This is a genomic window from Mycolicibacterium flavescens (genome assembly GCF_001722335.1).
Taxonomy (GTDB): Bacteria; Actinomycetota; Actinomycetes; order Mycobacteriales; family Mycobacteriaceae; genus Mycobacterium; species Mycobacterium flavescens.
Genome location: NZ_MIHA01000005.1, coordinates 281,069 through 304,108 on the forward strand (window position 1 = coordinate 281,069; position 23,040 = coordinate 304,108).

Sequence of the window (23,040 nt, forward strand, 5' to 3'; positions counted from 1 at the left end):
ACACAGTGGATTCAGGTTCGCGGCAGGAAGTTTCGCCTGCGTAACGGCTGGATGTCGGCGACCGTCGCGAGCGGACACGAACCACGCAGATCCGGACCACAGCTAAGCCGCAACGCGGACGTAACACACGGGCGCTAATTTGCTGGTCTCACGAAGGGGCAGCGATATGTCCGAGGGAAACAGCGGCGCACGGCGGCAACCCAAGACCGTCGTCTTCGCGCTCTACAACAAGGTGACGCTGCAGGATGTGGCGGCGCCGCTGGAGATCTTCGCGCGGGCCAACGACTTCGGCGCGCACTACCGGGTGATCCTGGCGTCGCTGGACGGTGAGGCGGTGGACACGACGTCGTTCGTGACGATGAAGGTGGACATGGCCTTGGCCGAGGTGCCGGATCGCATCGACACGCTGGTCGTGCCGGGTGGGGTGCCGCCGGACTTCGATTTCACTCCCGGCGAGCACGACATCCCCGAGGAGCAGACGCCTGACGTCGTGGCGGCGGCGCTGAAGATGGTCGACGACCTGGCGCCGCGGGCGCGTCGGGTGGCGTCGGTGTGCACCGGAGCGTTTGTCCTGGCGGCGCTGGGGTTGCTCGATGGGCGGCGCGCGACGACGCACTGGGCGCACTGCGCGGAGTTGGCGCGGGCGTATCCGGAGATCGAGGTGGACCCGGATTCGCTGTTCGTGCAGGACGGCCCGTTCATCACGGGCGCGGGTATCAGCGCCGGCACCGACCTGGCGCTGGCGATGGTCGAGAGCGACTACGGTCCGGACGTGGCGCGACGGGTGGCGCGGTGGCTGGTGGTGTTCCTGCAGCGACCCGGCGGGCAGGCGCAGTTCAGTGTGTGGACGGAGTCGGATGCGCCGGTGTCGCGGGGGCTGCGGGAGATCCTGGACGCGGTGGTGGCCGATCCGGGGGCCGACCACTCGTTGGCGGCGATGGCGGCGCGAGCGGCGGTCAGCGAGCGGCATCTGGTGCGCATGTTCCGGATGCAGGTGGGGATGACACCGGCGCGGTATGTGGAGCAGGCGAGGTTGGAAGCGGCGAAAGTGCTTCTGGCGACCGGTGATCACGGCCAGGAGGCGGTGGCGCGGCGGGCCGGGTTCGGGTCGGCGGACACGATGCGACGGACGTTTCGCCGCGCGCTCGGGGTGTCACCGAGCACCTATCGCAGCAGGTTTCGGACGACGGGGATTCACCAGCACCGGTAGCACTCGAGGCCTCGACGATCGCGACTTCTGCACGAGGGTCGTTGTTTTGGCGAAATCACTGCTCTGCTGCAGGTTTCGACGCAACCCCGGGCACTTACGGCTTGACGATCGGCCAGAAGAGGTCGAACAGTCGCGCTTCCCATTTCGGCGCGAGGCGGCCGGTGCGGGCGCGTTCAGCGATGTGGGCGCCGACCACGGCGTCGACGAAGGTCTCGCCGTCGAGGTCGGCGCGAAAGGATCCGTCGGCCTTGGACGCCTCGATGACCGACTCGAGTTCGGCACGCTGGTCGTCGAGGATGCGGCGGAACAGCTTGGTGAATTCGGGGTCTTCGTCGGTGAGCATCGCCGCGAAGCCGCCGAAGCCGATGCCGGCGTCGATGGCCTTGACCGCCTCGCTGATGAGCCAGCGCAGCCGGTCGGGCGGGTCGGCGTCGGGGCCTAGAGGTTCAGAAGTGGTGACCCGCGACAGTGTGACGGCGAGCATGTCGCGGCGGTCGCGGTAGCGCCGGTAGATGGTGGTCTTCGCGATGCCGGAGGTCGCGGCCACCGCCTCGACGGTCACGGCCCGAGGCCCGCGGCTGCGCAGCAGCGCCAGGGTGGCGTCGGCGATACCGGCGTCGATCTCGGCCCGTTGCGGCATCGGGGCTCCTCTGAGCTGCGGGAATACAAACGGCCGGAAAAACGCTACACTAACTGTAGCGCTACGCTACGCGTAGCGTTTTGTAATCGAGCTTTTGAGAGGTGAGTGACATGAGAAGCCTGCTCAAGCGGGTTCCTCTGACGTTGTTGGGGTTCGTGAGTTTGCTATTGGCGTTCTTCGCTTTAGGGACATCGATCTACGCCCTGGCGGCAGGAAGCGCCGTAGCCGGCATGATCGCGGTCAGCATGGTGATTCTGATGGCAGTGTCGATCTTCGGCTTCCGCGCCGGTGCGCGGATCCGCGCGGAGTCCAACGACAGTGGTATCGACATCCCGGGTGAGAACATCCTGGCGACACCGCTGCGACGCGAGCAGATCGATCGCTACATGGAGATGTACCGCGGGGTCCGGGACAACCACGAGCAGTTGCTCGAGGTCGCGGGAACCCCGGGCGGTGACGCGACAAAGCTGATGGAGCGTCGGGCGGCCTAACGGCGCCAAACGGATACGCGCGGCCGGGCGGGTGGTCGCGCGTGGTCCGCCCCTCAAAACTGCCGCGTGGGTCGACTCGGAAGCGGTGTTAATGTGCGACTAGTAGTGCAGAGGGGGCACGGTGTCGCATCCGAATGATCAATCGAACCGGACGACTGCCGATGCGCGGGGCAGCACCACCGCCGATGGCAAGGTCTATTACTCCACGCCGTTCGGTGACACGAAAGACGGTCGACAACAACTGTTCTTACTGCAACGCGACGGTGTTCAATACGTACCGGCCTTCCGCAGCGTGGAGTCGATGAAAGCGTTCTACGAGCGGATGAATCGGGCGGCGTTCGTGATAATCGAGGGTGGCGTGCAGACCGTGCTGGAAACGAATCGCACAATCGATTTCCTGAAGAATGCCGGGGTGGTCATCGAACCGCTGAGCGAGCAGCCGGTCGTGATCATGCCGTCGAGTTGAGGATTCACACCTCTCACTGCGGCCGCTTGGTCAACCCGATGACGATCGGATAGCTGGATCGGATTACGACGTCACGGAATCGGGCGAGCAATGCCATGACGAAGGCAGAGCGTTTGACGTTCAACTCGTTGAGGAGCTCGTCGTGGCTCAAATGGCCTGCGTCGTTCAACCGTTTCCAGGCAACCACGATCATCCACGCTGGCACAAGCTGCGGACCGGTTCCGAGCCGCTCCGACCGTGACGTCTCGACCCAGACGCCCCTGGCGTCATATCGGACGATCCGGTTGAGCCGCTTGTTGGAGAGGGTTTCGATCTCGGGGTGACTCTCGAAGACGGCTCGGATGCGCTCCAGCAGGTCGTCGTCAAGCTCCGCTGAACGCGGCTGCGCCGGCATGCCTCACCTCCGAGCTGGAATCTTGCCAGTGACTCCCTCGACAGGTTGCCGCCCGCTACACCAAGATAACGCGACCTCATCGTCTTACGCGACGTGCCTGGCGCATAGCGAAATACTCTTCTGACGCAGGCCAACATAGCTATTGTCCGTCCATGATCGCTGAGCCGGCCGACCCGCTGTTACTCGGTCAACGGATCGTGGCGATCCTGGAGACCGGTCAGCGCGATGCCACCTACAAGCTCGCGACACTGATGACGCTCATCGAGCACTGCATCGAGAACCTGCCCGACCATCCCGCTGACTCACTCAGGGTGCCCATCCCCGAGTTGGCCCACCGAGTTCTCGCGATTTACTGGCGTCAGGTCCGCCCATTCGAGGGTCGTGAACTCGTCCAGCGCAGGACCGGGAAGAACACCCGAATCACCGATGCGACCAAGGAATTACGTGAGGTGGTGCGCACCGGTCATTCCGCGCTGTCATTCGAGGTAGCGATGCTGCGGGCACCGGAGGCCTATCGGCGGGCAATCGACAAGATTGTGCTGGCGCTGGCCAAGCAACCACTTCCGAGGCTGCAGAAGCTGCCGGGATCGGCGAACAGCGACCCGTTCCTATACGACGACTCCTTTCTGGGCGAGAACGTTTCTCGTCGGACGCTGCGCGAAAACGGCGACACGATCGTGCTCAGTCCCGGGGTTGCGCACGGCCTCGCACGACTCGCCGGTCTGCTGCGTCCGGCGCTGGAGATCATGTGGGTCGAGGACGTGCGACGGATGAACAAATTCCTCGACACGGAGGTGCCCGACGTGGCGGGACATCTGTTCGGGCGCGAGCGTACGGCCCTGGCCGCGGTGCGGGGCCCGTTCAAGGACGTGTTCGGGCCGTACTGCTTCTACTGCGGTAGGGATCTGCCTGACAACAACCCGATCGATCACGTGCTTCCATGGTCGTTGGTCGGCATCGACGGACTGTCCAACCTCGTGCTGGCCTGTGCGAGGTGCAACGGTGACAAGGGTGGCGCGCTGCCATCGCTCGGGATCGTGGATCGCGTCCTGTCGCGAGACCGAGATGCACTGGAGGAGATTGCAGCCGCGATTCAATGGCCTTCACAGCATGAACGGGTGGCCGCCGCAGCGCGCGGAATCTATCTCGGCCAGCCTAAAGGTGTACCGACGTGGACGGGGTACAAGAGCACCGTAAGACTCGACATCGCCTTCGCCCCTACTTGGATCCGCGCCGTTGACTCAGCCGACTACAGTTCGTGATTAGGCTTTCGCGCCATCAACCATGCTTCGCCGTCACCCTCGCCTGCAGCGATCACTTCCAATTGCGCGAAAGCGGTGGTTAATTCGCCGGGTGCGGCCTGGAAGCGTCCGGGTTTGACGCCGACGGAGCTCAGTACCGAGATCGCTAGCAGTCCGCCTGGCGCCAACCGGTCGATGATCGGCGCGTAAAGTCGAGAGTCGCGAAACCGGTTACAGAGAACAACGTCGACGGGCGGGCCTACTGGCAGGCCGTCGTCGAGATCGACGACAACGAATCGACACCGCTTCCCGACCCCGACGCGGTTCGCCAGTTCGCGCGCGTGATCGATGGCTTTCCTCGAGATGTCGACGCCCCAGACGTCGAGTCCACGGCGGGCCAGCCACACACTGGCGGCACCCAGCCCGCACGCAATGTCGAGTGCGCGCCCCTCAGCGGGAAATTCGGCCTCGAACGGGGCGAATACCTGCGGGCGCCTGACTGCCGAGACGTCCGGCGGCGCCTGGTTTAGGTAGCACTCATCCCAGCGGACGCGATCCTGCTCGCTCACTCGAGCCAGGGTACGCAACGCTCTCGGTTTGACTACACGAGGCCGGCTGCCTGCACGATGAGAAATGCAGGCAGCAGAACGAGAAAACCTGCTGGTACACAGAGCAATCCGATCAACATCCCTCGGCCGACCTGCCTGGGATTGCCAGCCTGAGAGTTGAGGGCCACGGCCGCGATGAGATCAACGATGATCAGCGGCACGACGTAGATGGCGAGCGGCACGTACGGCACCGTCGTCCATACCGCCAGCTCCACGACGAGTATGTTCACCAGCGCTGCCACCAAGGTCGGTGGGCCATACGGTTCTCGATGCTGCTGACCCGAAACGTCTTTCACCATTGCAGGATCCAGAATCCGTAGATGGCCCCACCGATGAGGACGACAGCGTACGAACCGAGAACGGCGTAAGCCAAGCCCCGCTCTCGCGCCGCAGCGGACCGTATCAATAGACTGGACACCGCGGCGGAGACAAGGAACGTTACGCCAGCGCCTATAAGAAAGAGAACGAGACCGCTAGTACCGGGAAGCCACTTTCCGACGAGCCAGGCGACGGCGAGGACGAAACCCAGGATCAGTTGAGTGAGAACGGGTGCCGCCCAGGTCGCGATGCGCCAGACCGTGGACTGCCCAGAGGTCGCTGCTGATGCCGACATCAGACGTGCTCCACTCCGGGAGTCTGCGGCGAGGGAACGCGGGGCGGATCTGCGATCAGCCCAAACTCTGTCCAGGGAAGCGCTACTCGCACGTCATAATCCGGGTTCCACGCACCAGTATCGAACGGAGTGAACGCCCTGCCACCCTCGCCGATGTCGTGGTGCTGCGGCAGATTGACCATCGGTCCGGTGGAGTTGCCGGCAGCTGCGTGGTCGACCAGTACCGTGCGAGTCGTACCGTCGGGAAGGTCTTGGTAGACCTCCATCGAGGGATAGTCGGTGCGAGTCCCGTCGACATGGACACCGTTCTGCGTTGGGGTAAAGACCAAATCACCGTTGACCGTCCAAGGATTGTCCTGCAGAGGCCACGGCGGGTTCTTCGCGATGTCGGGCGCGAACGGATTGGCGGCGTCGTACTGGATTCGGACTGAGCCGTCCGGCAATTGTTGGATCGCCGCCTCCGGGACACCCACTTTGACCTGACCCGGGCCGCCGTCCGTGTTCAATTCCACCGATGGATTCTGGCGCATCACCACAAGCCCATTCTCGTAGTCGATGTACGTCGTCACCTTGGTATTGGCTGGGTCGAATTGCGGGTCCGGTGCTCTGATGTTTCCGAAGTCTCGCTTGAACGGACCGCTGATGACATCGCGTTGTTCGATCCATTGGCCCACCCGGACGACTCCTTGGCCGGGGACTGGAACGATCCTCGCGACACGGACCTCCGGTGGCACCCCGTCTGCGTCGGGGTCATAGGTATGTGGATCGAGGGCAGCCGCTGTCGTCCACTCTGCTGCCGACATCGGATCTCGGCCGAAGAGTTCGCGGAACGCGGCCGTCTCATTTTTGCGGCGTTCCGTGTCATCACCGTCGCCGGTTCCGTGTTTGAAGTCGACCGATTGAATGATCGGCGTCTCATCATCTTGTTTTTCTGCGCGGCCGTCCTCGCTACCCCGCAACGCGGCGTAATCATCGCCCAGTAGTCGGATCTTGCTTGCGATGTCGCGGAGCTCGGACGTTGAAGCCGTCACGACCCGCTGAACCTGCGTCAAGCCATGCAGCGCGATCGAGGCCAGGACGCGATCGCGATGAATGCCGGGCGGGACGGACTGTGCGGCACTCAACGCCCAGTGCCTGATTTCTTCGAGGTTCTGCCGCCCCGCAAGTACGGCTTGCGACGACGCTGTCACGTGCGAGCCGAGTTGCTGGTCCAACGAGGCGAGTTGTCCGAGGCGGCGTGCCTGGTAGATATTCTTACGGCCATAAGCGTCGGCCGCTGCGCCCCTCCACTTTTCCCCCGGCCGCGCGCTGTGGACAAATTCCTGCAACTGCTGGAGTCGGTGGCCGTCGAGCCACTCGCCGCCTCGCGGCATGCCTGCGCCGAAGGTAGCTCGAGCCTGAGACCACGTCGCCAAGAACGCGTCGAGCGCCGTCACGAACCCAGGTTAAGCGGCCGCGACAGGGGTTCCTTGCACCAATTAGCTCTGCGGCACGTTCAACCGTCGCGCGAGATCCGGTCCGCCGACCTCACGGATGAATTCCGGATCGCCGCAGACGACGAGTTGGTCGCGGGCACGCGACAACCCGACGTAGAGACGTTCACGCGAGCGCTCGAACATGCTCGTCTCGTTGACCACCAGCACGACGCATCGGCGCTCGAGGCCCTTGAACCCGAGCACGTGACCGTAGAACACCTGATCGGTGTCCCAGAACGTGTCCCAATAAGCCTTGTGCCCGTCCTTCTGGCGTTCTGCCTGCTCGGGATGGCGGCTGCCGGTCGTCAGCAGCGCGACATCCTCGGGCCGCCAACCCTCTTCGAGCAGGGCGTCGATCTGGTCATCGCCAGCCTCCAGCGCATCCTCACGCGCGCACGCGACGAACTTCACGGCCGGACCCTCCCCGCCCAGGTAGCGCATCGGATGGTCGACCAACGGCTGGAACGCATTGGCGATCTGACGGGTGTTGCGCACGTTGTGGTCAAGGATCAACGGCACCAACGGAACCGGCGGAGCACCGTAGCGGTCGAACACCCGCTGCCCCTCGTCGGTGAACACGTACAGACCGCCCTCGACCGGATCCTTCAGTGCAGCCAGCAGCGGGTCCCACCACGCGTCGGCGAAGTCCTGGGCCTCGTCGACGACAATCGAGTCGAACCGGTGCCCGGGCTCGAGTTGTGCTGCCAGATCGGCCATCTGCAGCGGCAGGTCGTGCTCCCAGAACTGCACGGTCTCCTCGCTGCGTTCCGCCTCGTCGGGCCCCTCGGGCGCACCCCACTGCACGCCGAGGGCATGGAACTCGCCGACGTAGGCCGGTTGTTGGCGACGCGGCCAGGTCGCGGCGATCCGTTCGAGGTACGACGCCAGGCCGTGCGAGTAGCAGACCAGCGCGACGCGTTGACCCCGCTGCGCCAGCCGTCGGGCCTGCTCCATCGCCAGGAACGTCTTGCCGCTACCGGCGCCGCCGCGGACCTCGACGCGGTTGAGCAGCCGGATCGCGTCGAGGATCACAGCCTGGTGTTCGGTCAGCGCGTCGGCGGCGTCCTCGTTGGCCAGCGCGCGGGCCACCACATCACGCTGCGGCAGACCGCGACCGGACAGCGCCGTGCCCAGCTGCTCGATGCCCTCCCTGCTCAGCAGCGGCCGGTCCAGCTCCTGCTTGATCAGCACCTCGCGCAGCTTGGCGACGAGCTTGGGCAGGTCGGTGCGGTCGACGACCTTCCACCGCGGACAGTCCGGCAGCCCGAAGTCGGCCGGCAGCTCGGTATTCGGCAGCACGACGACGTGATCCCAGCGCAGTCGGTTCTGCGTCCAGCGGGGATCCTTCTCGACGAAATCGCGTAGCGCATAACAGGCTTCGCGCGCCTGACGCACCGGTTCGATGGTGTGGGTGCGCCCGCCGCGGATCTGCCGCCACGCGTCGCCGTCGTGCCAGACCTCGCCGCCCTTGACCTCGATGCACACGATGCCCGCGCCCTCGATGGCGACGACGAAGTCGACTTCGTGGTCCTTGAGGTGATCGGTGACCCGCTGACCCGGCACGACGAGGTCGTTGGGCTCGAGCTGGTCGATCAGCGCCTGGTAGGTGCTGCGCTCCGACGCGTTGAGCCGCGGATGCTCGTCGGGCGTGATGCTCATGACGCCGTATCCCCCTGCCGAAACCTGAGCCGCATGCTCGGCCCTCCCCTCGCCTTCTCACCGGATGCTAGCGAGAGCCCGTCGGTTCCGTGTCGATCGCCACGGACCTCGATGTCGGTGGGTGGGGTTACGGTCGCAGAGGAAGCGCGACTTCGAGGGGGGATGATGCGCGGACGTGGGGTGATCGCCGGTGCGCTGGCGGTGTGCGGAGCGGTGGCGTTGGCGGGTCCGGCCGCGGCTGACGAGTACGACTTCATCTCGCAGCTCGACGGCATGGGGGTGTACTACAGCTCGATGCTCGACATGATCGACATCGGTAAGGAGCTCTGCCACGAGCTGCGCTTCGGGGTGCCGCCGCCGGCGGTGCTCGGCAAGCTGAACAATTCAGGGTTCGCGCCGGCGGAATCGGCGATCGTGCTGCTGTCGGCGGTCAACACGATGTGTCTTGATGCCAAGCCGGCGGTCGTCGAGTGGGCCCGCGAGATCGGCTACGCCCAGCCGCTGTAGGTGCTCGACGCTCATCGGCGGGTGGTCGGTCAGTCGCGGCGACGGAACAGCTCCGCGGGCCGGCCCCGCCCCCTGGCGCTGATCGCACCGGTGGCGACGAGATGCGGCTCCATCGCCCGACGGAACGTGTCGCGTTGCAGCGGGTGCCCCGCGATCGCCTCGTGGGCGATGCGCAACTCGCGGAGGGTGAACTCGTCGCCGAGCAGCCGGTCCGGATCGGGCCTGTCCACATAATGGGCACGAACGTATGCGACCGCGAGATCGATGATATCGGCGTGGTCGTAGGGCAGCCGTCCGGGCGTGTCGACCGACACGAGCCGGGTGGTGTCAGTAAAGCGGTCGGCCAACTGGTCGAGACGGACCACCTGCACGTGGGCCACCGACAGCACCCACCCGCGGTCATCGCGTGTCGGGTCGTCGAAGACATAGAGCTGACGCGGATGCAGCCCGCGCACATTGGCTTTGACGCGCAGTGACCGGTCGACCGCCTGGGCGAGGGTCTCCCCTTCGTGGATGAAGGTGCCGGGAAGGGCCCAGCCGGTTCCGTTCTGACGACGCGCTTCGAGTACGACCAGTCCCTGGTCCGGGTCGAGCGTGAGCACAGCGGTGTCGACGGCAACAGAGGGCCGCGGGTAGTCGGTCAGCTTCCGCCCGCTGGTGTCTCGGTACGCGTTGTCGGCCATCTCGAGGGCACAGCTTACCGCCGATTGACAATTAGCGCAGTTTTGCGCAAACTATCTCCGGGAGGAGGCGGAAATGGCGTCTTACAACGATCGTGTCGAGGGTGTGCTGTTGGGCACCGCTGCAGGAGATGCGCTGGGGGCGCCGTACGAGTTCGCGCCGCCGCGCGGGCCTGAGCTCGAGGTGGCGATGGTCGGCGGCGGACCGTGGGAGCGCGGCGAGTGGACCGACGACACGGCGATGGCGATCGCGATCGCAGGGGTCGCGGCGACCGGCGCGGACCTGCGGGACGATTCCGCGCAGGACGCGATCGTGCGCCGCTGGCTGGAGTGGTCACGGACAGCCAAAGATGTTGGGATACAGACGGGCTCCGTGCTGCGGTCCGCGTCGCGCGGCGGCAACATCACGGCGGCCGACGCCCGGCGGGCATCGGAAGCGTTGCATCGGCAGACCGGTCGCACCGCGGGCAACGGTTCGCTGATGCGCACCGCTCCGGTGGCGCTGGCCTATCTCGACGACGAGGACGCCCTGGTGGAGGCGGCACGCTCGATCAGCGAGCTGACCCATTACGACGACGACGCCGGCGACGCGTGCATGCTGTGGTGCTGCACGATCCGGCACGCGGTGCTGACCGGTGAGCTCGATGCACGAGTGGGCCTGACGCACATCGCTGCCTACCGACGCGAGCTGTGGGTGAAGCGTCTGGCGGACGCGGAGTCGGCGGCGCCGGCGTCGTTTCCGAACAACGGCTGGGTGGTGACGGCGATGCAGGCGGCGTGGTCGGCGATTGCGACGACGCCGATACCGGCGGATGATCCGCAGGCGGGCGTGTTCCGGGCGGACCATTTGCGGTTGGCGTTGGATGCGGCGGTGCGCGCGGGGTACGACACGGACACGGTGGCGGCGATCGCAGGCGGTCTGCTGGGCGCGGCGTATGGGGCGTCGGCGATTCCGGGTGAGTGGCGGCAGGTGCTGCATGGCTGGCCCGGGTACACGGCGCACGACTTGGCGGCGCTGGCGTCGGCGATCGAGCGCGGGGGTAAGCCGGATCTGTTCGACTTCTCGTATGCGGGCTCGGCGGTAGACACCTGCGCGCCGCATCCGTACGACGACGGGGTGGTTCTCGGCGGCGTTGGGGTGTTGCGGGACTTGCCGTCTGACGTGGATGCGGTGGTGTCGCTGTGCCGGATTCGCGACGAGGACATGCGTCGGGATATGCCGCATGTCGAGGTGCGGTTGATCGACCGGGTGGATCGGGATGAGAACCCGCACCTGGATTTCGTGCTGCTGGATGCGGTGCGGGTGATCGAGCAGTTGCGGCGCGAGGGGCGCACGGTGCTGGTGCACTGCGTCGCCGCCTACAGCCGCACACCGACTGTCGGCGCGCTGTACGGCGCACGACTTAGAGGTGTCGGCGTGGACGACGCGGTACGGGACGTGACGGCGGTGCTGCCGGGCGCCTATCCGAACCCGGCGTTTCGAGAAGCGTTGCGACGAGTTGGATGCTTGGCAGTGCCGTGAAGTCGTCGGTGGGCGTAGAAGGGAGCGACGGGTGCAAGATCCTGGAATGAGCGGGTACGACGTCATCGGCGATGTGCACGGATGCGGAACGCAACTCGAGGCGCTGCTGCACACGCTCGGGTATCAGATCGGCGATTCGGCTTACCGACACCCGACTCGACAGGCGATCTTCGTCGGTGACCTCATCGACCGGGGAGACGAACAGCTTCGGGTGCTCGAGATCGTCAAGGCGATGGTCGACGCCGGCAGCGCCCAAATCGTGATGGGCAACCACGAGTTCAACGCGCTGGCCTATCACACGGAATGGCCCTCCGGTAGCGGCAAGTACCTACGCCCGCACGACGATCCCGACAACCCCTGGTCAGCGAAGAACACGAGACAGCATGCCGCGTTCCTTGAGCAGGTCCAGGGCGATTATCGCCGTCGGTATCTGGACTGGTTCGCGACACTCCCCCTGTGGCTGGATCTCGGCGGGCTGCGGGTTGTGCACGCGTGCTGGCACGACGACTCAATCAAGCTCGTCGAAAGCCGTTGCGGTTCGAGTGCGCCTTTCGCCGAGCTGGCGCATCTGGTAGCGGCCAGCACCGAAGATGACCCGCTGTATGAGGCTGTCGAAACCCTGCTGAAGGGACCCGAGATCAGCCTGGTCGCGCATGGTCAGCGGGAGTACCTCGACAAGGACGGCATTGCGCGAGACAGCGCGCGCGTTCAGTGGTGGCACAGTGAAGCACGAACGCTTCGCGACATCGCCGAGATGGGCGGTGGATTCACGACTTCCGATGGTGAACCGTATTCGCCGCTGCCCGAACTGGAGCTTTCCGGTACGGAACGGTCTTACGTCTACACCGCCGAAGTTCCCGTCTTCTATGGGCACTACTGGCGGCAAGGCTCACCCAAGCACCGACATGACTGGACCGACTACACGGCATGCGTCGACTTCAGTGCCGTCAAGGGCGGAAAGCTGACCGCGTACCGATGGTCCGGCGAAACCACGATCAACGCTGAGAACTATGTGACCCCGGACTGAGGTGCACAGATAGGCACGAGGGGAATCAAGATGTGCTTGGCACGCATCGAGATCGCGAGCCGTCCGCTTCCGGTGCCATGGGGGATGTGCACGGATGCGCCACCCGGCTCGGAGCGCTACTGGCGAAACTCGGGTGTGAGTTCCGCGCATGGGGGTCGTACCGGCACCCCCAGAGGTCAGGTTCGTCCCACTCGGCACGCGAGTATCTCTGCGGGGTCAGCAGCGGGACTGGACGGCCGCTCAGCCAGCACCTGTGACCGTGCCGGCAAATCTTAGGGAGTTGTCTCACGTGCGCTGCATCCTCGACCTAAGGGGAGACTCCACCTTTCATCCGATGGTGGACATTCCACCGTAGGCCCCTCAAGAGGAACACGGGCCAAGGCTCCGCACCCACGGAACGCATTTTTAAAGGCCTAGGTCAGCCCAGACTGTGCTGCGCCGGGCCGTAGGATGGGCGTCGCGATGGGACGGTCGGCACTTGACTACGGCAGGCCGACAAACAAATTGCGACTGAAAACACTCACGAGTTGCCTCCGAACGCGCAGCAAATTGGCTAACCTATCGCGCATGGGCGGGCACCTCTTCATCATCAACGGCGACCTCACCAAGATTGCGTGCGATGCGATTCTGGTGCCGACGGACTCGGCGTTCACGATCGAAGCACCCTGGGATCGACTCCTCGCAGGCCGGAAGGACGAACGACCCGACAGCTGGAGAGGCCGACGAGTCATCGCGCTTCCACCGCGGAGCAAGGAACCACGCATCTGGTTGGGGAATGTCGGCCAGGTCGGTCACAGCTCCGACTTTTCAGCATTCGAACCGATCGTCCGCGACTTCGTCGTCGAGGCCGCCGCAGAAGCCAGACGAAATGACGACACCGATCGCATCTACGCGTGGCCGAAGCCCAGGCTGGCCGTGAATGTGGTGGGCTCTGGACAAGGCGGAGGCTCTCAGAAGAAGGGCAACCTGATCCGCGGCCTGGTGAAGACGCTGACAGAACTGGCCGCAGAATACGACGCCGACATCGTGTTGGTCACATTCGGACCGAAATCGTATGCGGCGGCGCAACGGGCCCGACGTCAGGTCGTCCAGAAAGAGAGCGAGACTTGGGGGTTCATCCAGTCCAACTCGCCTCTCATCGAAGAAGCGCACCGACTCGCGAATGACGCGATTGACCGGCACCTGGTGCTGTTTGTCGGTGCGGGTGCCAGCGCGGGTGCCGGTCTACCTACCTGGAAGAAACTGCTTGACGACCTCGCGATCGAGGCGGGCTTCGATGATGAGATGCGAAAGCGACTGGCGGAGCGAGACCTTCGCGACCAGGCCACCTTGATCGAACGAGAACTCAAGCGCAGAGGCGGTAACCTGAAGCGCAGTGTCGCTGAGAGGCTAGGCAATTATCAGCGCTTCTCGCTGACCCATGGGCTGCTTGCGTCGCTGCCGAGCAGCGAAGCAGTGACCACCAACTACGACAAGCTCTTCGAAACGGCATACGAGACCCGCGGCCGCGAAGTCGCGGTCCTACCGAATAACCCTCGCACCACCGACGGGCATTGGCTGCTGAAGTTGCACGGCACTGTTGATGCTCCGGAGACGATCACCCTTACCCGTTCGGACTACCTGAACATGCCGCGGCAGTACGGCGCCTTGATGGGACTGGTGCAAGGCCTGCTGCTGATGCGCCGCATGGTGTTCGTCGGGTACTCGTTGGAGGACGAGGACTTCCACGAACTCATCGATGAGGTGCGCGCCGCGCGGGGAGACACCATGGAGATCGGCAGAGGTGTCGCATTGACACTCTGCGAGAATCCACTGGATCGTCAACTATGGGCGAAGGATTTGGACATCGTGCCGATGGTCACCGACCCCGGGATCAAGATCCCGGAAGCCGCCCGAGAGCTGGAACTCTTCCTCGACCTCGTCGGGTACCTCTCCACCACATCCGCCAGCTTCTTCCTCGACGAGAGTTACAGCGATCTGTCGGACAACGAAGCGGAGCTACGCGATGCACTGGCCACGCTGGCCACCAAGACCGCCGGCAGTCCCGTCGACAGCGTGAGCCATATGGTCGAAAGATTCCTCAGAGATCTCGGCGCCTCGAACTAGTTCCTGGCGGAAAGCCGGAAAGCCGGTTCCGCGAACCAGCACGCTGGCTACCGCAGAAGAAGGAATTCCTTGATGGCAGAACAGCAATGGACATAACAGTTGCGACCTGGAACACCGCATGGAGGACCCCGTCCAGTGGGCCCGGTCGCCGGATCGCGTCCATTCTCGAGGCGACTGGCGCCGATGTCATTGTTGTTACTGAGGCTGTCTCCGAGCTGTTGCCGGCCGACGGATACACCGTTGATGCCGGGCCTTACTGGGGATACTCCCAGGAGCCAGCCCGCCGCAAGGTGATCGTGTGGTCCCGCCACCCGTTGACACCGGAACACACCGGTGAGGCGGGAGCGACCCGCGGGCGGCTCGTGGCCGCGACGGCGGCATTCCCACACGGTCCTGTGCGCATCGTCGGTGTCTGCGTTCCCTGGCCGGACGCACATGTGCGAACCGGACGCGGCGACGCCCAGAGGTGGTCAGAGCATCTGGACTACCTCGACCGCTTCGAACGATGGCTGCCCACAGTGGATGACGGAACCCCCACGATCATCGCCGGCGATTTCAATCAACGTGTCCCGCGCAAGCGTCAACCGATCCACGTCGCCACCAGACTCGCCGAGGCTCTCACCGGCTGGACGATCCACACGGCCGGCGCGCTCCCCAACGGCCCACACATCGACCACATCGCCACCGATCACCGCCTGGTTCTCAGGTGGGTCGATGATTGGCCGAGCTCGGATCAATGCGGCCGGCTCAGCGACCACGCTGGCGTAGTCTGCCGTCTGTCTTACTCCGGTCCCTCGACATCGTCTACACGTGCAAAATCGACATCACGCACACCCTGTTCTGAAGAGAGAGACGTCGTCGGCACCCACGATGACGGCGCCTCGTGCTCGGAGAAGCCCCGACGATGGGACGGTGGCCTAACACCTGAGCTACGAGCCGAGATCGAAGACATTCTGCGCCGAAGCAGTGAGGGTCTCACTCACGGCGCGGTCTTCCGGCTCCGCGAGAAGGGCCTCGGCCTCACCGAGATCGCAGCCGAGCGCGGGGTAAGCGTCAGTTCCACCCGCGAATTCCTCAAGAGCCTGGAGGCGCTCCTCGACGGCGCTATCCCGACCACCAAGTCTGCAGCGCTACGCAACTCATATGTCTACCGCGAATTGCTCAACCATCCGCTATCAACTGCTCTCAGCCGCTACGTCGGAGCACAACTTCAGAAGCTCAAGGAGGTCAATCCGGAAGTCAGCTCCGCCCCGCTCAAGACGCGGACTCATCAGTACCGCGTCGGGAAACGGAAACGACCGTCGGCGACGATCACCGATCCCTGCCCCGACTGCGCCGCGGTTGGGATCATTCATTCCGGTCGCTGTTAGCCGTCTGCTCCGCTGTTTCAGGGGCTGGGTTTGGTAGCCAGCTCAAGCACAGTCGGCCGGTCCTGCCGCACGACAACGTCTGGGAACTGGGCAAGCAACGCGCATACGAAGGCCGACCTTTTGACATTCATCTCCTCGAGTAACTCCGCATGGCTGAGAACACCCCGTCGAGACAGACGCTCCCACGCGATCGAAATCATCCACGCAGGAACGAGTTGTGGACCCGATCCTTTAGCGCGGGAACGTTCAGTCTCTACCCGAACCCCGGAGCGATCGCATGAGGAAATCCAATTGGGACGCTTGATACTGAGCGTCGCTATCTCGCCCCCGGCTTCTACGACCGATGCGATCCGATCGTAAAGCTCGTCGTCGAGTTCCACGGCACTCACGTGCATTCGCCGGCGAAGCAGGCCGCAAAATGAGTTGCCATTGGCCCAACCTCCTACGGACACAAGGTGCGCGAGTGCGCTTGTCATTAAGTTCTCGAGCCCTATTTCTAGCAGAACACGCTACCGCGCGACGGGATCAGCACCGCTGAGTCCAACGGGTATACCCGCACACCATCGTCATCACCGGCAACGATGCAGCAGTACGCACCTCGCCATACCCGACCGGGATCTCAACGTCGGGAAACCACAGGTCGCATTGCGCGATCTCCCCGGCCTGATACGTCGTGCGCGAGGCCGGATCAGGCGGCAGATACAGCCGCCGCAAGTCACGAACCCGCTCACTGAGGGTGCGGATCGGATACTGCCAGCCGATCCGCACCCGATCACCGTCGCCGGCATCCGCGGATACGCCGCAAGCAGCTCCCGGATCAGCGGCTCGGCCGCATCAGCTACCGCATCCGTCGACGCCCGCTCATACTTAAGCGGCCGGTCGTTGGCCGACGCCGCCTTCACCGTGTTGCGAGCCACCCCCATCACCCGCGCCACCTCAGACATCGACACCGGAACTACCTGCTCACTTTTCGACCGGAGGTGACACATACGTCGCAAGGAGTTTCTACACTTCTGCGGAGCCACTTAGGGGAGGAGAACATGGGTAACGACGCGTCGACCGGCAAACACGAGGGCTTCAGTGACGAAACATCCGCGACACCGCACTCCAATACCGATGGTGAGCGGGGGGAAGTCGTTGTCTTGCTCCAATCAGAAGGCCTACTGGTCGGTGGCGATCCTGAAGCAGTCGGTTCCTACCTTCAGCGGATCAAGGAAGCGACGAGTAACGCCGTCGATGTGGTCGGTGTGAACCGTGCCTCGGTTGGTAACGCAACCGGTCTACTCGCCGGCGTGACTTCTCTGTTGGGTCAGTCGGGCAAGTTTGTTCAACTGCATCCCGACAGTTTCAAGGCCATCCGAACCCAAAACCTCGTCCCGGGTGACAGCTCGGATTACTACCGGATGATGACGCGCGGCGCCGACGGCAAGTTCTTACAACAGTTGCAGTGGAAGCCTGTAAGCGTCAATCCGTCGCAGCTGGTGCCTGCACAGATGATGGCTGTTCAGTTCGCACTCAAGGCTGCTATTCATGAGGTCGAAGTTGCCGTGCTACGCGTGGAGGGCAAAGTCGAGCAAGTGCTCCAACTGGCCCAGGCCAACCGCTCCGGCGATGTGCTGGGCGACCGAGCATCGGTAGACCGAATGATCGCCTACCTCGAGAAGCACGGGTCCTTGTCCGACGCCGACTGGGAGTCCATTGCCGCCGTCGGAGCGGCCCTGAGCCGGACTGTTGAACAGTTGAGGAATCACGCGGTTCGCACCCTGAAGGCGTTTGACGCAAATCTTCCGATCCGAGAACGTGCCGGACTCATCAACCGCGCTGTGGCCAACGACCAGCTGGGTGAGACTCTGAGCCTCCTCGTTGTCGCACAAGACGCGCTCTTCAAGTGGCAGCGACTCCGCATCGCCCGGGTGGAATCGACACAACCCGAGCACCTGCCGAAAGTCCTAGACGACGCGCGTGAACTCATCGCTCACCAAATGGCCGAGGACGGGGCACTCTACCGCCGCGCTCGCGATGTCCTCGACGGTGTCGCAACTACCAAGACCACCGATGGCTTAGCGTTCTGGGCGGTGGCCGGATTGAGTCGTGACCTTCCCTTTCTGCGCGCGGATTTGGACAACTTCGCGCGCGCCCGGAGGACGCAGGCGGAGGACTGGAGAGACTTCCACGCTCCGCACTTCTTGGAGGCTGCCTCGGCAGTACTTGGCGCAGCGGCGGACACTGCTGGTCGGGCACTCAATGCCGCGGGGGGCGGCATCTCCCGGGTGGGGAACTTCGTGATGCGTCGGACACGTCAACCAGCGCCCGAACCTCAGGCAGACGACGCCGGGGACGAGGCGTCTCAGGGCTGATCGCGACGATCATCGTTCATGTTGGCAATCGGCTTCCTAGTTTTTTGCCAACCGATGTTCCGACACAGACACGTTGTCACTTCTGCTGTAAATCCCGTACGCCCCGATCAACTGCCGGATTTCCGAGACGGTGGGCTGAAGCTCGTAAGCGTGGTGGTGCACCGCTCGACTGAGTCGGTGCCACACCCGTCGCGTCCGCTCACCGGCCTCGGCACCTCGAACCGCGCCCAGCGCAACAATTTTCGATCTCATGGTCGGATAGCCCAGCGTCGGCGACAACCACGACGCACTCTGTTCTTCTATCCACTCTTCCAGAACCGAGCGGGCCAGCAGCGCAGCGGTACGCGGACCACGTGCACCGAGACCGAACTGGCCATCGAGGAGTCGGTCGGCGTAGTCGAGGAACGCGGCGCGTGATGTCACGGCGAGAGCTTCCGCAGGTCGTCAGTCGCCAGGCGCGTCTGTCTGACCGCCTCGGTGTAGTCCTGCACGCCTTTGTGTGCACCCTTGGTGGTTACCAGCATCGCGGCGCGGCGCGCTGATCCGCCTGCGAGCCACTTCTCAATAGCGTTGTCGTTGGCTGGATCAACGGCGAGCGCGACGCGCAGTCTGGTCGTCGTCGCGTTCTCCCACGCCTCCTCGAGATCAGCACGTGTCCGGCCCGCCGTCAGCAGGCGTGACGAATACACGTCCCATGCGGTGGCCTCCATCGCCTCGCGGCAGAGTACCGGGACGGCTTTCTTCTTGATGTCGTCGGGCACCGCGTCGTCGACGGCGATCGCATAGGCGTCGTCCAACAATCGATCAGCAGGGTGTGTCGACTCCGTCACCGAGACAACGGAGTTGGGAGCGCGTGTCAGCTCGACGATCCGCGCCGGAGCTCGCGAGACGCGGATGGCCGAGGGCAGTCGATCGTCATGCGTGAAGACGATGACCTGGCGGGTCTCGGCGAGTCGGACGAGCACCTCGAGGAAGCCGTCGATCTTGGACGGGTCCATGGCTTGGATCGGATCGTCGAGGACCAGAAACCGGAAGGGACTCGACGGGGATGTCGCGCGAGGGATGAAGATCGCCAGCGAAAGCGCCTGCAGCTCACCTTGACTCATCACCCCGAACGCGTCGGTGCCGGAGCCGTCGACATCAGCCTTCAGCACCACGCGGCGCGACGTCTTCTGACCCTCGAGGCGGATTTCCCCGAGGTCGACGTTGCTCTCCTGACGCAGGGCCGCCCAGATGCCCTTGGCCTCCTCGGCGAGCGGGGCGATCCGTTGATTGCGGAGTTCGCCGGCGTTTCTCTGCAGCCACTTGAGCGCCTCGTCGGCGACCTTGAGCTTGGGTGCGGCTTCGGCGGCCAGTTCCGCCTTGCGAACCCACTCGGCGAGCTCGAGAGCAACCGGCCCCCAAGCATCGGCGCGGAGCTGGATCAGTTGTGCAGCTTCCTGACGAAGGCTCGCGTAGGTCTCGCGCAGCGTGCCGAGAGTTTCTGAGATGTGTTCTACGAGTGCGATTTCGCCGTCCGCAGGTAACTTCACAAAGGCGTCGTATGCCTCGCGCGCAGCGGTGAGCGTCGTCAGTTCAGGATCAGGTGGAGGAGGCGCGGCGACTTCCCGCACCGCGGTCATGACCGCTGAACGCGCCTGGGCGGTCGCGGCGCGGGCGGCGGTGAGGGCCTGCGCTGCCTCTTGATCCTGCTCGAGTGCGGCGCGGGCGGCGACGGCCCACGTCTCGTCGAGAGTCCCGTGTGCGCAGACCGGGCACTTCTGGTCGCCGAAGTGCTCGTGAAAGTCGAGTCCCCGCTCCAGCAGCTGAGCGCGCTCGGCCGCCAGCGCGTCAGATCGCTGCGCTTCCTGCTGTTGACTCTCGGCGGCGGACCGCAGTGCCTCGCATTTGAGGGCGAGATCGTCCGGATCAGGGGCGGACAGTCGCTCGGCGCGCAGCCATGCCTGCGGGACAGCCCCGTCTGTGCCGTCGGTGATCAAGGGGCGCACGGCGTTCAGGTCCGGTTTGGTCTTGCGGAGCTGCGCCAGCGCCGTGGCGGCGCGGGGGTCGTCGTGAGACTCCAGGATCGGTTTAAGTGCATCACGGGTCTTGCGCAGGTCGGCGGCGGGCTGGCGCAGCTGCTTGACCTCGACATCGAGAAGCGTGATGGCGCCGTTGAGCTGTTCGAGGCCGAGGAGCTTGTAGAGCTGGTCGTAGAAGGCGCTGGGGGTGCCTTCGAGGATGCCGCTCAACTCGTCGTAGCTCAGAAGCGGACGGTACATCTCCAACGCTGTCTCCCAGCCCAGCGTCGCGATGTCTTCCTGCTTCTTGCCGGCGCGTTGGACCCAGGTCTTGCAGTCGCCGACCGGGACGTCGCCAGAGGGCCAGTCGACACCGATGACCGCGGTGCCGGAACCCTCCTCTGCCAGCCCGACGCGAATCCTGGACGTCTGGCCGGCGTGCAGGTTGCGCCAGTCCTGCGACCAGATCGCGGGCTTGTTCTTCCAGCGCGAGTTGGTGCCGGTGAGGGCCAGCTCCAGCCCCTCGGCCAAGGTCGACTTGCCGGAGCCGTTGCGGCCGGCGACGACGGTCAGGCCCGGACCGGGCTTGAGCGGCAACGTCACCTCCGGGCCGATGCCGCGGAAACCCTCGACGGTGATCGAGGTCAGATAGGCGCCGGTCGGCTCGGTCGTGGTGGCCGCGGGTGTGGTGAGCGATTCGACGAGTTCGGTTCGTGTGGTCTGGTCGCCGAGCACTTCGGACAGATCGCTCGAGCCCTCAAGGGCGGCCAGGACGACGAGTCGAGCTTCCTCGCTGAGGTCGGGGTCGTCATCGGCGCGGGCGAGGACGTAGTTCTTCAGGCGGGCGTCGGAGACGGCGCCGGCCTCGTCGGTAGTCGTCGACGTCATCGGGCCTCGGGACCTGGATCGATCGCTTCCAGCCACAGGCGCATCGCAAAGCCTCCCCGCTTCTCACGCTTCGTTCGTGCGACCTCGCCGATGGTATCGAGGGTGACGCCGTGTTCGACGGCGATCGCAGCGAGGACTTCGAGAACGTCCGCCGCCTCCTCCAGCATCGGTTCTGTTGTTTGCACAGCTGAGAGCTCCATGGCCTCTTCGCGCAGCTTGTCGAGCAGGGCGCGGCGATAGGCGTTCGGAGACAACGTCACAACGTGGGGCGTTCGGCCCGACTCTCGGATGAGCTCCGGAATTCTGTCTCGAACGAGTTTGCCCACGCGATCTCCCCGGTCTCGGCATATCGCGATAGTGCAGTTGTACCGGTACCGGGTGACATCGAGGGGGTTGGATGCCCGCTGAGCCCGTCGATCCGCTGCTTCTCGGCCAACGCGTGGTCGCGATCCTGGAGACCGGCCTTCGGCCGGCAACATACAAGTTGGCGACGCTGACGGCGCTTGTCGAACACTGCATCGAGAACCTACCGACCGAGCCGGGCGACGGCCTTCATGTCCCGCTACCTGAGCTGGCGCACCGTGTACTCGAGACCTACTGGCGTCAGGTCAGGCCGTTCGACGGTCGCGAACTCCGGCAGTCAACCCAGCCCCGAGCGCGATACTGATCGCGACGAATGAGCTTCGCGCGGCAGCCTTCAGGTGCGCCGAATCGGTGGACGTCGCTCGCCTGCGTGCGCCCGACGCCTACCAGAAGGCGATAGACGAGGTCGCGTTGTGCCTGGCACAGCAGCCATTGCATCAGCTTCAGCGACTCCCAGGGTCTTCCGCCGGTGACCCGTTCCTGTACGACGACTCGTTTCTGCATGACCAGGTGTCACGTTGGACCCTGCGGTCCCATGGCGACGGCATCGAGCTCAAGCCCGGCGTTGCGGCCGGTCTGGCGCGACTGGCCGGACTGTTGAAGCCCACCCTGGAGATCATGTGGGTTGAGGATGTGCGACGAATGAATAAGTTCCTCGATGCGGAGGTCCCCGACGTGGCCGGGCACCTGTTCTGGCGTGAGCGCGCGGCCCTGGCCTCGGTCCGTGAGCCCTTCAAAGACGCGTTCGGAGCGCACTACTTCTATTGCGGAACGCATCTGCCGGCCAACAACCCGATCGATCATGTTCTGCCGTGGTCGCTTGTGGGCATCGACGGGTTGTCGAACTTGGTGCTGGCGTGCGCTCGTTGCAATGGCAATAAGAGCGGAGCTCTGCTGGCGTTGAGCATCGTCGAGCGAGTGTTGCAGCGCAATCGAAAGGCGTTGGAGCAGATCGCATCTACCCTGCAGTGGCCCACTCAGCATGAGAGGGTGGTCGCCGCCGCACGGGGGGTTTATCGCGCCAGCCCGCAGGTGTGCCGACGTGGTCGGGCTACAAAAAGCGTGAGCGACTCGATATCGGCTTTCCCCCGCCGTGGATTTGATCAACAGAAACGTGGACCACCGGTGAGAGTTCGAATCCGTTAAGCGGCATCCACTTCGAGTCAGCAAAAGGCTCAACGCCTTGGAAACGACTCAACTCTGCCTGCTAGGGCGACCACAACCACGCCGTCACCCTGCACCTTCGGCGATCTGCCGACCGAGGGTCCGGGCGCATGGCATCCTCCCCATATGTACTTGCGACGACGGATCACCGCAAACTGCGGCCAGTCGAAGTGCACTGACCGGGGAGGGCGGCGTGGATCCGCACGTGGACTTACGGATCGCACCGTTCGGTCGGACAAACAGGTCACGTGTGTGGATG

Annotated in this window: 20 protein-coding genes and 2 pseudogenes; 11 read left to right on the top strand and 11 right to left on the bottom strand. The window is 64.4% G+C overall.

Annotated elements, in window-relative coordinates:
• Window positions 1–166 precede the first annotated feature (166 nt).
• Window positions 167–1,210, top strand: a complete 1,044-nt coding sequence (locus BHQ18_RS09305) for a GlxA family transcriptional regulator (RefSeq protein ID WP_069413285.1) — start codon at window positions 167–169, stop codon at window positions 1,208–1,210.
• A gap of 94 nt (window positions 1,211–1,304) precedes the next feature.
• Here BHQ18_RS09305 and BHQ18_RS09310 read toward each other — a convergent pair whose 3' ends face one another.
• Window positions 1,305–1,850 carry a TetR/AcrR family transcriptional regulator gene (locus BHQ18_RS09310; RefSeq protein WP_069413286.1) on the bottom strand — a complete coding sequence of 182 codons (546 nt, stop codon included), beginning with the start codon at window positions 1,848–1,850 and terminating at the stop codon, window positions 1,305–1,307.
• Window positions 1,851–1,960: 110 nt separating this feature from the next.
• Here BHQ18_RS09310 and BHQ18_RS09315 point away from each other — a divergent pair, with 110 nt between their 5' ends.
• Both BHQ18_RS09315 and BHQ18_RS09320 read left to right on the top strand, forming a co-directional pair.
• Window positions 1,961–2,341, top strand: coding sequence for a hypothetical protein (locus BHQ18_RS09315; RefSeq protein ID WP_069413355.1), 381 nt, complete (start codon window positions 1,961–1,963; stop codon window positions 2,339–2,341).
• A gap of 121 nt (window positions 2,342–2,462) precedes the next feature.
• Window positions 2,463–2,807: a hypothetical protein gene (locus BHQ18_RS09320; protein ID WP_069413287.1), complete on the top strand. Its 345-nt coding sequence runs from the start codon at window positions 2,463–2,465 to the stop codon at window positions 2,805–2,807.
• Window positions 2,808–2,820: 13 nt separating this feature from the next.
• Here BHQ18_RS09320 and BHQ18_RS09325 read toward each other — a convergent pair whose 3' ends face one another.
• A complete protein-coding gene (locus tag BHQ18_RS09325) occupies window positions 2,821–3,201 on the bottom strand; it encodes a hypothetical protein (protein WP_069413288.1) in 381 nt (126 codons plus the stop codon).
• Between the two features lie 152 nt (window positions 3,202–3,353).
• Between BHQ18_RS09325 and BHQ18_RS09330 the strand changes: the two genes are divergently transcribed.
• On the top strand, window positions 3,354–4,463 hold the full coding sequence (locus tag BHQ18_RS09330) for a DUF8808 domain-containing protein (RefSeq protein ID WP_069413289.1): 1,110 nt from the start codon (window positions 3,354–3,356) through the stop codon (window positions 4,461–4,463).
• Here BHQ18_RS09330 and BHQ18_RS09335 read toward each other — a convergent pair.
• The 4 genes from BHQ18_RS09335 to BHQ18_RS09355 all read right to left on the bottom strand — a co-directional run bounded on the left by BHQ18_RS09335 (window position 4,451) and on the right by BHQ18_RS09355 (window position 8,797).
• A complete protein-coding gene (locus BHQ18_RS09335; RefSeq protein ID WP_069413290.1) occupies window positions 4,451–5,011 on the bottom strand; it encodes a class I SAM-dependent methyltransferase in 561 nt (186 codons plus the stop codon). The genes BHQ18_RS09330 and BHQ18_RS09335 overlap by 13 nt on opposite strands.
• A 32-nt stretch (window positions 5,012–5,043) precedes the next feature.
• A complete protein-coding gene (locus BHQ18_RS09340; protein ID WP_131815662.1) occupies window positions 5,044–5,346 on the bottom strand; it encodes a hypothetical protein in 303 nt (100 codons plus the stop codon).
• A gap of 316 nt (window positions 5,347–5,662) precedes the next feature.
• A complete protein-coding gene (locus BHQ18_RS09350) occupies window positions 5,663–7,099 on the bottom strand; it encodes an EspA/EspE family type VII secretion system effector (RefSeq protein ID WP_069413293.1) in 1,437 nt (478 codons plus the stop codon).
• Between the two features lie 42 nt (window positions 7,100–7,141).
• The gene (locus BHQ18_RS09355) at window positions 7,142–8,797 is read right to left on the bottom strand and encodes an NERD domain-containing protein (protein WP_069413294.1); all 1,656 of its coding nucleotides are present in this window, start codon (window positions 8,795–8,797) and stop codon (window positions 7,142–7,144) included.
• A gap of 165 nt (window positions 8,798–8,962) precedes the next feature.
• Between BHQ18_RS09355 and BHQ18_RS09360 the strand changes: the two genes are divergently transcribed.
• Entirely contained in the window at window positions 8,963–9,304 is a 342-nt protein-coding gene (locus BHQ18_RS09360) for a DUF732 domain-containing protein (RefSeq protein WP_069413356.1), read from the top strand.
• Between the two features lie 29 nt (window positions 9,305–9,333).
• Here the strand turns inward: BHQ18_RS09360 and BHQ18_RS09365 are convergent, their stop codons facing one another.
• The gene (locus tag BHQ18_RS09365; protein WP_069413295.1) at window positions 9,334–9,987 is read right to left on the bottom strand and encodes an NUDIX hydrolase; all 654 of its coding nucleotides are present in this window, start codon (window positions 9,985–9,987) and stop codon (window positions 9,334–9,336) included.
• 73 nt (window positions 9,988–10,060) lie between these two features.
• On the opposite strand from BHQ18_RS09365, the gene BHQ18_RS09370 reads away from it, so the two are divergent.
• From BHQ18_RS09370 to BHQ18_RS29030, 4 genes are all read left to right on the top strand, one after another.
• Entirely contained in the window at window positions 10,061–11,506 is a 1,446-nt protein-coding gene (locus BHQ18_RS09370; RefSeq protein WP_069413296.1) for an ADP-ribosylglycohydrolase family protein, read from the top strand.
• 46 nt (window positions 11,507–11,552) lie between these two features.
• Window positions 11,553–12,533, top strand: coding sequence for a metallophosphoesterase (locus tag BHQ18_RS09375; protein ID WP_069413297.1), 981 nt, complete (start codon window positions 11,553–11,555; stop codon window positions 12,531–12,533).
• A 567-nt stretch (window positions 12,534–13,100) separates the two neighbouring features.
• Window positions 13,101–14,639 carry an SIR2 family NAD-dependent protein deacylase gene (locus BHQ18_RS09380; protein WP_069413298.1) on the top strand — a complete coding sequence of 513 codons (1,539 nt, stop codon included), beginning with the start codon at window positions 13,101–13,103 and terminating at the stop codon, window positions 14,637–14,639.
• 86 nt (window positions 14,640–14,725) lie between these two features.
• On the top strand, window positions 14,726–16,009 hold the full coding sequence (locus BHQ18_RS29030) for an endonuclease/exonuclease/phosphatase family protein (protein ID WP_084293965.1): 1,284 nt from the start codon (window positions 14,726–14,728) through the stop codon (window positions 16,007–16,009).
• A 514-nt stretch (window positions 16,010–16,523) separates the two neighbouring features.
• Here BHQ18_RS29030 and BHQ18_RS29035 read toward each other — a convergent pair.
• Window positions 16,524–16,998, bottom strand: a pseudogene (locus BHQ18_RS29035) (IS21 family transposase); the annotation flags it as partial.
• 51 nt (window positions 16,999–17,049) lie between these two features.
• Between BHQ18_RS29035 and BHQ18_RS09400 the strand changes: the two are divergent.
• A complete protein-coding gene (locus BHQ18_RS09400) occupies window positions 17,050–18,366 on the top strand; it encodes a hypothetical protein (protein WP_131815663.1) in 1,317 nt (438 codons plus the stop codon).
• Window positions 18,367–18,402: 36 nt separating this feature from the next.
• Here BHQ18_RS09400 and BHQ18_RS29040 read toward each other — a convergent pair whose 3' ends face one another.
• The 3 genes from BHQ18_RS29040 to BHQ18_RS09410 are packed head-to-tail and all read right to left on the bottom strand — an operon-like array spanning window position 18,403 to window position 21,580.
• On the bottom strand, window positions 18,403–18,789 hold the full coding sequence (locus BHQ18_RS29040) for a hypothetical protein (protein WP_084293966.1): 387 nt from the start codon (window positions 18,787–18,789) through the stop codon (window positions 18,403–18,405).
• Window positions 18,786–21,254, bottom strand: a complete 2,469-nt coding sequence (locus BHQ18_RS09405) for an AAA family ATPase (RefSeq protein ID WP_069413302.1) — start codon at window positions 21,252–21,254, stop codon at window positions 18,786–18,788. Before BHQ18_RS09405 ends, BHQ18_RS29040 begins: the two co-directional genes overlap by 4 nt.
• Complete coding sequence (locus BHQ18_RS09410) at window positions 21,251–21,580, bottom strand: nucleoside triphosphate pyrophosphohydrolase (RefSeq protein ID WP_069413303.1); 330 nt, start codon at window positions 21,578–21,580, stop codon at window positions 21,251–21,253. Before BHQ18_RS09410 ends, BHQ18_RS09405 begins: the two co-directional genes overlap by 4 nt.
• A 71-nt stretch (window positions 21,581–21,651) precedes the next feature.
• Here BHQ18_RS09410 and BHQ18_RS09415 point away from each other — a divergent pair.
• Window positions 21,652–22,720, top strand: a pseudogene (locus tag BHQ18_RS09415) (HNH endonuclease).
• Window positions 22,721–23,040: the final 320 nt, after the last annotated feature.

What these genes read in the sequence shown, in the direction of transcription:
- BHQ18_RS09305 (WP_069413285.1), top strand. Translation starts at nt 167, where the DNA reads ATGTCCGAGGGAAACAGCGGCGCACGGCGGCAACCCAAGACCGTCGTC.
- BHQ18_RS09310 (WP_069413286.1), bottom strand. Translation starts at nt 1,850, where the DNA reads ATGCCGCAACGGGCCGAGATCGACGCCGGTATCGCCGACGCCACCCTG.
- BHQ18_RS09315 (WP_069413355.1), top strand. Translation starts at nt 1,961, where the DNA reads ATGAGAAGCCTGCTCAAGCGGGTTCCTCTGACGTTGTTGGGGTTCGTG.
- BHQ18_RS09325 (WP_069413288.1), bottom strand. Translation starts at nt 3,201, where the DNA reads ATGCCGGCGCAGCCGCGTTCAGCGGAGCTTGACGACGACCTGCTGGAG.
- BHQ18_RS09330 (WP_069413289.1), top strand. Translation starts at nt 3,354, where the DNA reads ATGATCGCTGAGCCGGCCGACCCGCTGTTACTCGGTCAACGGATCGTG.
- BHQ18_RS09355 (WP_069413294.1), bottom strand. Translation starts at nt 8,797, where the DNA reads ATGAGCATCACGCCCGACGAGCATCCGCGGCTCAACGCGTCGGAGCGC.
- BHQ18_RS09360 (WP_069413356.1), top strand. Translation starts at nt 8,963, where the DNA reads ATGCGCGGACGTGGGGTGATCGCCGGTGCGCTGGCGGTGTGCGGAGCG.
- BHQ18_RS09365 (WP_069413295.1), bottom strand. Translation starts at nt 9,987, where the DNA reads ATGGCCGACAACGCGTACCGAGACACCAGCGGGCGGAAGCTGACCGAC.
- BHQ18_RS09370 (WP_069413296.1), top strand. Translation starts at nt 10,061, where the DNA reads ATGGCGTCTTACAACGATCGTGTCGAGGGTGTGCTGTTGGGCACCGCT.
- BHQ18_RS09375 (WP_069413297.1), top strand. Translation starts at nt 11,553, where the DNA reads ATGAGCGGGTACGACGTCATCGGCGATGTGCACGGATGCGGAACGCAA.
- BHQ18_RS09380 (WP_069413298.1), top strand. Translation starts at nt 13,101, where the DNA reads ATGGGCGGGCACCTCTTCATCATCAACGGCGACCTCACCAAGATTGCG.
- BHQ18_RS29030 (WP_084293965.1), top strand. Translation starts at nt 14,726, where the DNA reads ATGGACATAACAGTTGCGACCTGGAACACCGCATGGAGGACCCCGTCC.
- BHQ18_RS09400 (WP_131815663.1), top strand. Translation starts at nt 17,050, where the DNA reads ATGGGTAACGACGCGTCGACCGGCAAACACGAGGGCTTCAGTGACGAA.
- BHQ18_RS09405 (WP_069413302.1), bottom strand. Translation starts at nt 21,254, where the DNA reads ATGACGTCGACGACTACCGACGAGGCCGGCGCCGTCTCCGACGCCCGC.